The following is a 6,653-nucleotide window of genomic DNA, read 5'->3' as shown; positions in this document are numbered from 1 at the left end:
CGGCGTGCTTTGCGGTTCCATTTCCATGGGACCACCGACCCCGCCGACAGCCCTCCCACCATCGGGCGCAGCGCCTGAATGACCTGAAAGCCATGGACCTACGCCTGTGCCTGCCGCTCAATTTCGGCAAGCTCTCGCCTCGAGATCAAGCGACTGGTCCGGGACTTCTAAGGCCGTCAGCGGACTTTGCGTGCTCGGCGTGCTTTGCGGTTCCATTTCCATGGGACCACCGACCCCGCCGACAACCCTCCCACCAAGCAGGTCCCCGACGGACCAACCTGCACAACCCGACGGCAGTCCCGACCAGGCGAATGACCGCTTTGATGATCGCGTGCTCCGCGGCCAGGAGCACCCCATGGGTCGAGGGTCGTAACAGCGTTCCGCAGCCCACCCCATCGACATTCACCGAGGACACACTCGTGTCCAAGCGCAGGAAACCGAGCGGCGGACCTCATCGCCAAAAGCCCACGCCCCTCCCCTGCCGTCAACGCACCCTCCGTGACCTCCGCGCCCTCTTGGAAAGGCGCAAAGCGCCGCCTCCGTGCGAAAACCACCCCGCCGACAACACCCGGCCCGCCCGCATAGAGCAGGCCCGCCTCCCCGCCCCCTACGCCGCCGCCCGCTCCCGCGTCACCAGCCGCCCCGCCCGAGCGTCGGTGGCACCCTGGCCGTAGACATAGGCGGACTGGCCGTTGACCCAGGTCTCCAGGATCCCGACCGACGGCCGGATCGGCGCGTCATAGGTCGCGACGTCCGCCACCGTCTTCGGATCGAACAGCACCAGGTCGGCATAAGCGCCCTCCCGGATCACGCCGCGGTCGACCATCCCGAACACGCTCGCGGTATGGCCGGTCATCTTGCGCACCGCGTCCTCCAGCGAGAACAACTGCAGGTCGCGGCAGTAATGACCCAGCACGCGCGGGAACGTGCCCCACAGGCGCGGATGCGGATAGGTGTCGTGCGGCAGCCCGTCGCTGCCGATCATCGACAGCCGGTGCGCCATGATGCGCTGCACGTCCGCCTCGTTCATCTGGAACTTGATCGCCCCCGCCGGCACCAGCCGCTGCGCCGCCGTCCGCCGGTCCACGCCCCACAGCCGGGCGATGTCGTCCAGCATCTTGCCGGCCATCTTGGGATGCGGGATCGACCAGGTGATCTGCTCCTGCACGTCCTGGCGCAGCCGGTCCGGCATCAGCACCGTCGACCCGGCGGCATAGGGGTAGACGTCGAACTCCACCTTCTGGTTCGCCGCCGCCGCCTCGATCGCCGCCAGCGTCTCCGTGCTGCGGCCGAAATTCTCCGGCATCGAGCACTTGTGGTGGCTGATCACGACCGAGGACCCGGTGTCGCGGCCGATCTTCAGCGTCTCCTGGATCGAGTCCAGCACGTGGTCCGCCTCGTCGCGCATATGCGTGACGTAGATACCGCCGACGGCGCGCAGGGCCTCGGCCACCGCGATCACCTCGTCCGTCGGGGCCATCATGTTGGGCGGATAGTACAACCCGGTGGAGAAGCCGGACGCCCCCTGCTCCAGCGCCTCTTTCAGCCGCGCCTGCATGTGCGCGGCTTCCTTGTCGGTGGCGGCGCGCTGGGTGTCGCCGTCCATCGCCTCGATCCGCAGCGACATGTGCCCGATCAGCGCATACGTGTTCACCGGGGCCGGGTCGGTCGCCAGCCGCTCGGCGTATTCGGCGAAGCTGCCGAAGGTCCACCAGCTTTCGTCGCCCAGCAAATCGAGCGGCGGGACCGGGCGCTTGGCCATCTTCACCGGCGACAGCGAGACGCCGCAATTGCCGACCACGACCGTCGTCACCCCCTGCGACATCTTGCACAACATGCATTCCGGCCCGCACAACACGGCGCGGTCGTCATGCGTGTGGGCGTCGATGAAGCCGGGTGCCAGCGCCAGGCCGTCGGCGTCCAGGTCACGCTCCCCTTCCCAGCCGCCCAGTTCGCCGATCGCGACGATGCGGTCGCCGGTGACCGCGACGTCGCCCTCGAACCGAGGGTTGCCGAGGCCGTCGAAGATCGTGGCATTCCGGATGATAAGGTCGCAGCGCAGGGCCATGGCTTGTCCTGTTGGTGGCGGTGGTGGCAAGAGCCGCGGGACCATATGCCGGGAGCGCCGGGATGACCATCGCCGAACTCTGCCTGCCGCTGCTGGTCGTCCTGACCATCGCCACGATCGTGCCGGCGAAGCTGGACGGACGGGGCGAATACGACAACGCCAACCCGCGCGATCCGGGCTTCTACCGTCCCGGCCTGCGCGCGCGGGCACTGGGCGCGCACCAGAACGGGTTCGAGGCGTTCCCCTTCTTCGCCGCCGCGGTGATCCTGGCCGAGATGCGCGGCGTCCCGCAGGGCACGGCGGACGGGCTGGCACTAGCGTTCCTGGCCTGCCGAATCCTGTATGTGGCATTATATCTTGGTAATCAGGCCACCGCGCGGTCCCTGACGTGGTGGGCCGGTTTCCTATGCAATCTGGCGCTTTTCCTGGCCCCGGCCTGGGCCGGGCGGTAGGCCCGCCGGATTAACATCGCCGCGGCGGCCTTGATCGTTCCCTGGGGTCCGGCATGCTGCCGGCCATGTCTTCGCATGCTGGGACCGCTGGCCCTCAAACCACCAAGCGGGATTTCCTGGGCCTCGTCACCGCGGCGGGCGCCGGGATCGGCGTTGCCGCGATCGTCTGGCCGTTCATCGATTCGATGAATCCCTCCGCCGACGTGATCGCCGCCGGCGCGCCGATCGACGTCGACCTGTCGAAGCTGGAGCCGGGCCAGCAGATCGTCGTGCTGTGGCGCGGTTCGCCGATGCTGATCGTCAACCGCACCCCGGACGCGCTGAAGACGCTGCAAAGCCCCAACCTGCTGTCGCGGCTGTCGGACCCGAACTCGACGGTGATGCAGCAGCCCCCGTATGCCGAGAACTGGCATCGGTCGGTGAAGCCGCAATACGCGGTGCTGGTGGGGATCTGCACGCATCTGGGCTGCCTGCCGGGGTATATGCCGAACCCCGATCCGACGACGCCGATGCCGAACTGGCCGGGCGGCTATTTCTGTCCCTGCCACGGGTCGAAATACGACCTCGCCGGCCGCGTCTATTCCGGCGTTCCCGCACCCTACAACCTGCCGGTGCCGCCGTATCGGTTCGTCAACGACAAGACGCTGCGGATCGGCGAGAACCCGCCCGGCGTGATATTCGCCCTGACGTCCGTCGTGCAGATGTAGCGGCCCGGCCTCAAGCACGTACCGCGAGAGGCCGCGCCAGCCCCGTCACGCCGCCATCCGCAGCGCCGCCCCCCGGCGGATGAAGTCCGCCGCCCGTTCGGCGATCATGATCGTCGGCGCGTTGGTGTTGCCGGACGCCACGGTCGGCATGATCGATGCATCCACCACCCGCAGCCCGGCGATGCCATGCACCCGCAGTTCGGGGTCCACCACCGCCATCGGGTCGACGCCCATCTTGCAGGTGCTGGTGGGGTGGAACACGGTGCCGCCGTTGCGCCGGGCGAAGTCCAGCAATTCGTCGTCGGACCGCACGTCGGGGCCGGGCAGGTACTCGCTCTTGACGAAGTCCTGCATCGCCGGGCGCGCCAGGATGTCGCGGCAGAGTTTCAGGCCGGCCACGATGACGCGCTGGTCCTCGGGCGCGGTCAGGTAGTTCGGGATCATCGCCGGCGCCTGGTTCGGGTCGGCGGATTTCAGCCTGATCTCGCCCCGGCTGTCGGGACGAAGCTGGTAGGCGATCATGGTGAAGCCCGACCATGGGTGCAGCCCGTCCTGCGGCCGGTCGGCGCTGAACGGCGACATCGAGCATTTGATGTCGGGCGACGCCAGCTCCGGCCGCGTGCGCGCGAACAGCGCGGCGGGGGCCGTGGCCATCGTCAGCGCGCCGCTGCGGAACAGGAAATACTGAAGGCCCGCCTTGACCTTTCCGATCGGGCTGTTGACCACGTCGTTGACCGTGACGGGCCGGGTCGCGCGCAGCTTGATCGGGGCCGAGTAATGGTCCTGCAGGCTCTGGCCGACGCCCTTGACGTCCTTCACGACGGCGATGCCGTGGGCGGTCAGCGCCTCGGCCGGGCCGACGCCCGACAGCATCAGCAGGTGCGGGGACCCGATCGCGCCGGCGCACAGGATCACCTCCTTCGCCGCACGCGCCATCTGCCGCTCGTTGTTCCGGCTGAACACGACCCCCGTCGCTCGGTTTCCATCGAAACGAATTCGTTCCGACAGCGCATGGGTGACGACGCGCAGGTTGGGCCGCTTCATCGCGGGATGCAGGTAGCCGACGGCGGTGGAGCAGCGCTTGCCGTTGCGCGTGGTGGTCTGGTGGTAGCCGACGCCTTCCTGCACCGCGCCGTTGAAATCGGCGTTGTACGGCAGCCCGACTTCCCGCGCGGCATGGATGAACGCCTTGCAGATCGGATCGGTCGGCGGGAAGTCGGACACCGTGACCGGTCCGCCGGTGGAATGGTAATCGTCGGCGCCTCGGGTCTGGTTGAAGGCCTGCTTGAAGAACGGCAGGCAGTCCTCGTACGACCAGCCGGCGTTGCCAAGCTGGCGCCAGTGGTCGAAGTCTTCCTTCTGGCCGCGGATGTAGACCATGCCGTTGATCGAGCTGGACCCGCCCAGGACCTTGCCGCGGGGCCAGAAGATCCTGCGGCCGCCGGCGCCGGGGTCCGGTTCGGTCTCGAAACACCAGTTCACCGCGCGGTCGGCGAAGGTCTTGCCGAAGCCCAGCGGGATGTGGATCCACATGTTGCTGTCGGGGCCGCCGGCTTCCAGCAGCACGACCTTGGTGTTCGGGTCCTCGGTCAGCCGCGCGGCCATGACGCAGCCGGCCGAGCCCGCGCCGACGATCACATAATCCGCGTCGATGGTCTGCATGCTCGGTTCCCCCTTTGTTGGGAACGAGCCTATCGACGCCAGCCGCATTGTTCCAGAGCCGGGCGCATATGCGCCGGCGGATCGGCAACGGCGTCGACGGGGGGATCGAGCGGCAGGTGGATCGCCCGGGCCAGCAGGTGCAGCTTGACGCGGGCGGAGGAGCCGTACTGCGCGTCCCCCAGGATGGGGGCGCCGAGCGTGGCGGCGTGGACGCGGACCTGGTGGGTGCGGCCGGTGCGGGGGTGGACCTCGATCCAGGTCAGGCCGCCGGCGCGGCCGCGCACACGCCAGTCGCTGATCGCGGGCTGGCCCCTGGGGTCGGGGACGATGCGCCAGCCCTTGGGGGTGGAGACGCGCAGCAACGGGGCGTCGACGGTGCCGGCGTCGGCGGCGACGGGGCCGTCCAGGACGGCCCAGTAGGTCTTGCGCGCCAGGCCGGCGGCGAAGGCCTGCTGCGCGGCCAGAAGGGCGGCTTTGCGCAGGGCGACGACGAGGCAGCCGGCGGTGTCGGTGTCCAGCCGATGCGCCAGCCACGGCCCGTCCTTCCGGCGCGACAGGCTTGGGAAGACGTCCTCCACGCTGGGGCCACCGGCGCGGGCGGGATGGACGGGCAGGCCCGGCGGCTTGTCCAGCACGACGAAGCGGGGGTCGCGGAACAGTTCCTTCATGGGGTGGGGCTATGCGGGTTGGGCGGGGTGGGCAAGCCGCGCCAATGGCGGCCTCCCCCAATCCCCCGCCGCCCGGAAATCCGCTACGGTCCTCCCCAAGGAGACCATCCCCAGGAGGACACCCCATGAAGATCGCCCGCATCGAAACCTTCCTGTTCGACCCCGGCACCGCCAAGAACCTGCTGTTCTGCCGCGTCGAGACCGAGGACGGCCACCATGGCTGGGGAGAAGCCTACGTCACCCCCGGCAAGGAACCGGTCATCGAGCACCTGCTGAAAGACCTCGCGAAATACATGATCGGCCGCGACGCCCGCCTGATCCGCCACACCGCCCAGGTGGTGTTCGAGGACTTCGCCATGCGCCGCACCTCGCTGGACCTGATGTCGGCCTGGAGCGCCATCGAGATCGCGCTGTGGGACATCGTCGCCAAGGACGCCGGCCAGCCGCTGTACAACATCCTCGGCGGCCCGTCCCGCCAGCGCGTCAAGGTCTATGCCAATGGCTGGTCCAGCGGCACGCTGTCGATCGAGGAGAACCTGGAACGCGCCCTGGCGCTGAAGGAACAGGGCTTCTCGGCCTGCAAATGGGACCCCTTCCCCGGCCCCTGGCGCAGCTTCGTCCACCCCGAGGACGAGGACCACGTCGTCCGCTATGTCCGCCTGATGCGCGAGGCGCTGGGGCCCGAGTTCGGCCTGCTGGTGGAGGTGCATCGCCGCCTGTCCCCCATGCACGCGGTCCGCATCGGCCAGCGCCTGCGGGAGTTCGGGATCGGTTGGTACGAGGAACCCTGCCTGTGCGACAACATCGCCCTGGTGGCCGAGGTGCGCCACGCCCTGCCCGGCATCCCGATCGTGACCGGCGAGGCGATCTATTCGAAGGAAGGCTTCGCCCAGGCCCTGGCGGCGCGGGCGGCGGACATCATCAACCCCGATATCTGCAATTGCGGCGGTGTGTCGGCGATGCTGGACATCGCGGCGATGGCGCAGCCCCATGCCGTGGCGATCGCACCGCACAACTACAATTCCACGCTGGTGGGTCTGGCCGCGACGGTGCAGCTGTCCGCCATGATCCCGAATTTCTGGATCGCCGAATGTTT

6 protein-coding genes are annotated in these 6,653 nt (G+C 68.7%); 3 read left to right on the top strand and 3 right to left on the bottom strand.

Annotated features, from left to right (window positions below):
• Positions 1–607: 607 nt before the first annotated feature.
• Entirely contained in the window at positions 608–2,068 is a 1,461-nt protein-coding gene (locus VHB27_RS12655; protein ID WP_325600893.1) for an N-acyl-D-amino-acid deacylase family protein, read from the bottom strand.
• Between the two features lie 62 nt (positions 2,069–2,130).
• Between VHB27_RS12655 and VHB27_RS12650 the strand changes: the two genes are divergently transcribed.
• Together VHB27_RS12650 and petA are read left to right on the top strand one after the other, a co-directional pair.
• Complete coding sequence (locus tag VHB27_RS12650) at positions 2,131–2,520, top strand: MAPEG family protein (protein WP_325600891.1); 390 nt, start codon at positions 2,131–2,133, stop codon at positions 2,518–2,520.
• Between the two features lie 65 nt (positions 2,521–2,585).
• The gene (petA, locus tag VHB27_RS12645; RefSeq protein ID WP_325600889.1) at positions 2,586–3,227 is read left to right on the top strand and encodes a ubiquinol-cytochrome c reductase iron-sulfur subunit; all 642 of its coding nucleotides are present in this window, start codon (positions 2,586–2,588) and stop codon (positions 3,225–3,227) included.
• A gap of 45 nt (positions 3,228–3,272) precedes the next feature.
• Here petA and VHB27_RS12640 read toward each other — a convergent pair whose 3' ends face one another.
• Entirely contained in the window at positions 3,273–4,889 is a 1,617-nt protein-coding gene (locus VHB27_RS12640; protein ID WP_325600887.1) for a GMC family oxidoreductase, read from the bottom strand.
• 29 nt (positions 4,890–4,918) lie between these two features.
• Entirely contained in the window at positions 4,919–5,557 is a 639-nt protein-coding gene (locus VHB27_RS12635) for an RluA family pseudouridine synthase (protein WP_325600885.1), read from the bottom strand.
• A 125-nt stretch (positions 5,558–5,682) separates the two neighbouring features.
• Here VHB27_RS12635 and VHB27_RS12630 point away from each other — a divergent pair.
• Positions 5,683–6,653: mandelate racemase/muconate lactonizing enzyme family protein (locus VHB27_RS12630; RefSeq protein ID WP_325600884.1), on the top strand; the 971-nt coding region annotated here is incomplete at its 3' end.

Origin of the sequence: Rhodopila sp., assembly GCF_035548235.1 — a bacterium.
Classification (GTDB): domain Bacteria; phylum Pseudomonadota; class Alphaproteobacteria; order Acetobacterales; family Acetobacteraceae; genus Rhodopila.
The sequence above is the reverse complement of the archived record's forward strand: the minus strand, read 5'-3'. Positions and strand labels throughout refer to the sequence as shown.

Bases quoted from the DNA above. Each gene is read 5' to 3' on its own strand.
- VHB27_RS12655 (WP_325600893.1), bottom strand. From the start codon at position 2,068: ATGGCCCTGCGCTGCGACCTTATCATCCGGAATGCCACGATCTTCGAC.
- VHB27_RS12650 (WP_325600891.1), top strand. From the start codon at position 2,131: ATGACCATCGCCGAACTCTGCCTGCCGCTGCTGGTCGTCCTGACCATC.
- petA (WP_325600889.1), top strand. From the start codon at position 2,586: ATGTCTTCGCATGCTGGGACCGCTGGCCCTCAAACCACCAAGCGGGAT.
- VHB27_RS12640 (WP_325600887.1), bottom strand. From the start codon at position 4,889: ATGCAGACCATCGACGCGGATTATGTGATCGTCGGCGCGGGCTCGGCC.
- VHB27_RS12635 (WP_325600885.1), bottom strand. From the start codon at position 5,557: ATGAAGGAACTGTTCCGCGACCCCCGCTTCGTCGTGCTGGACAAGCCG.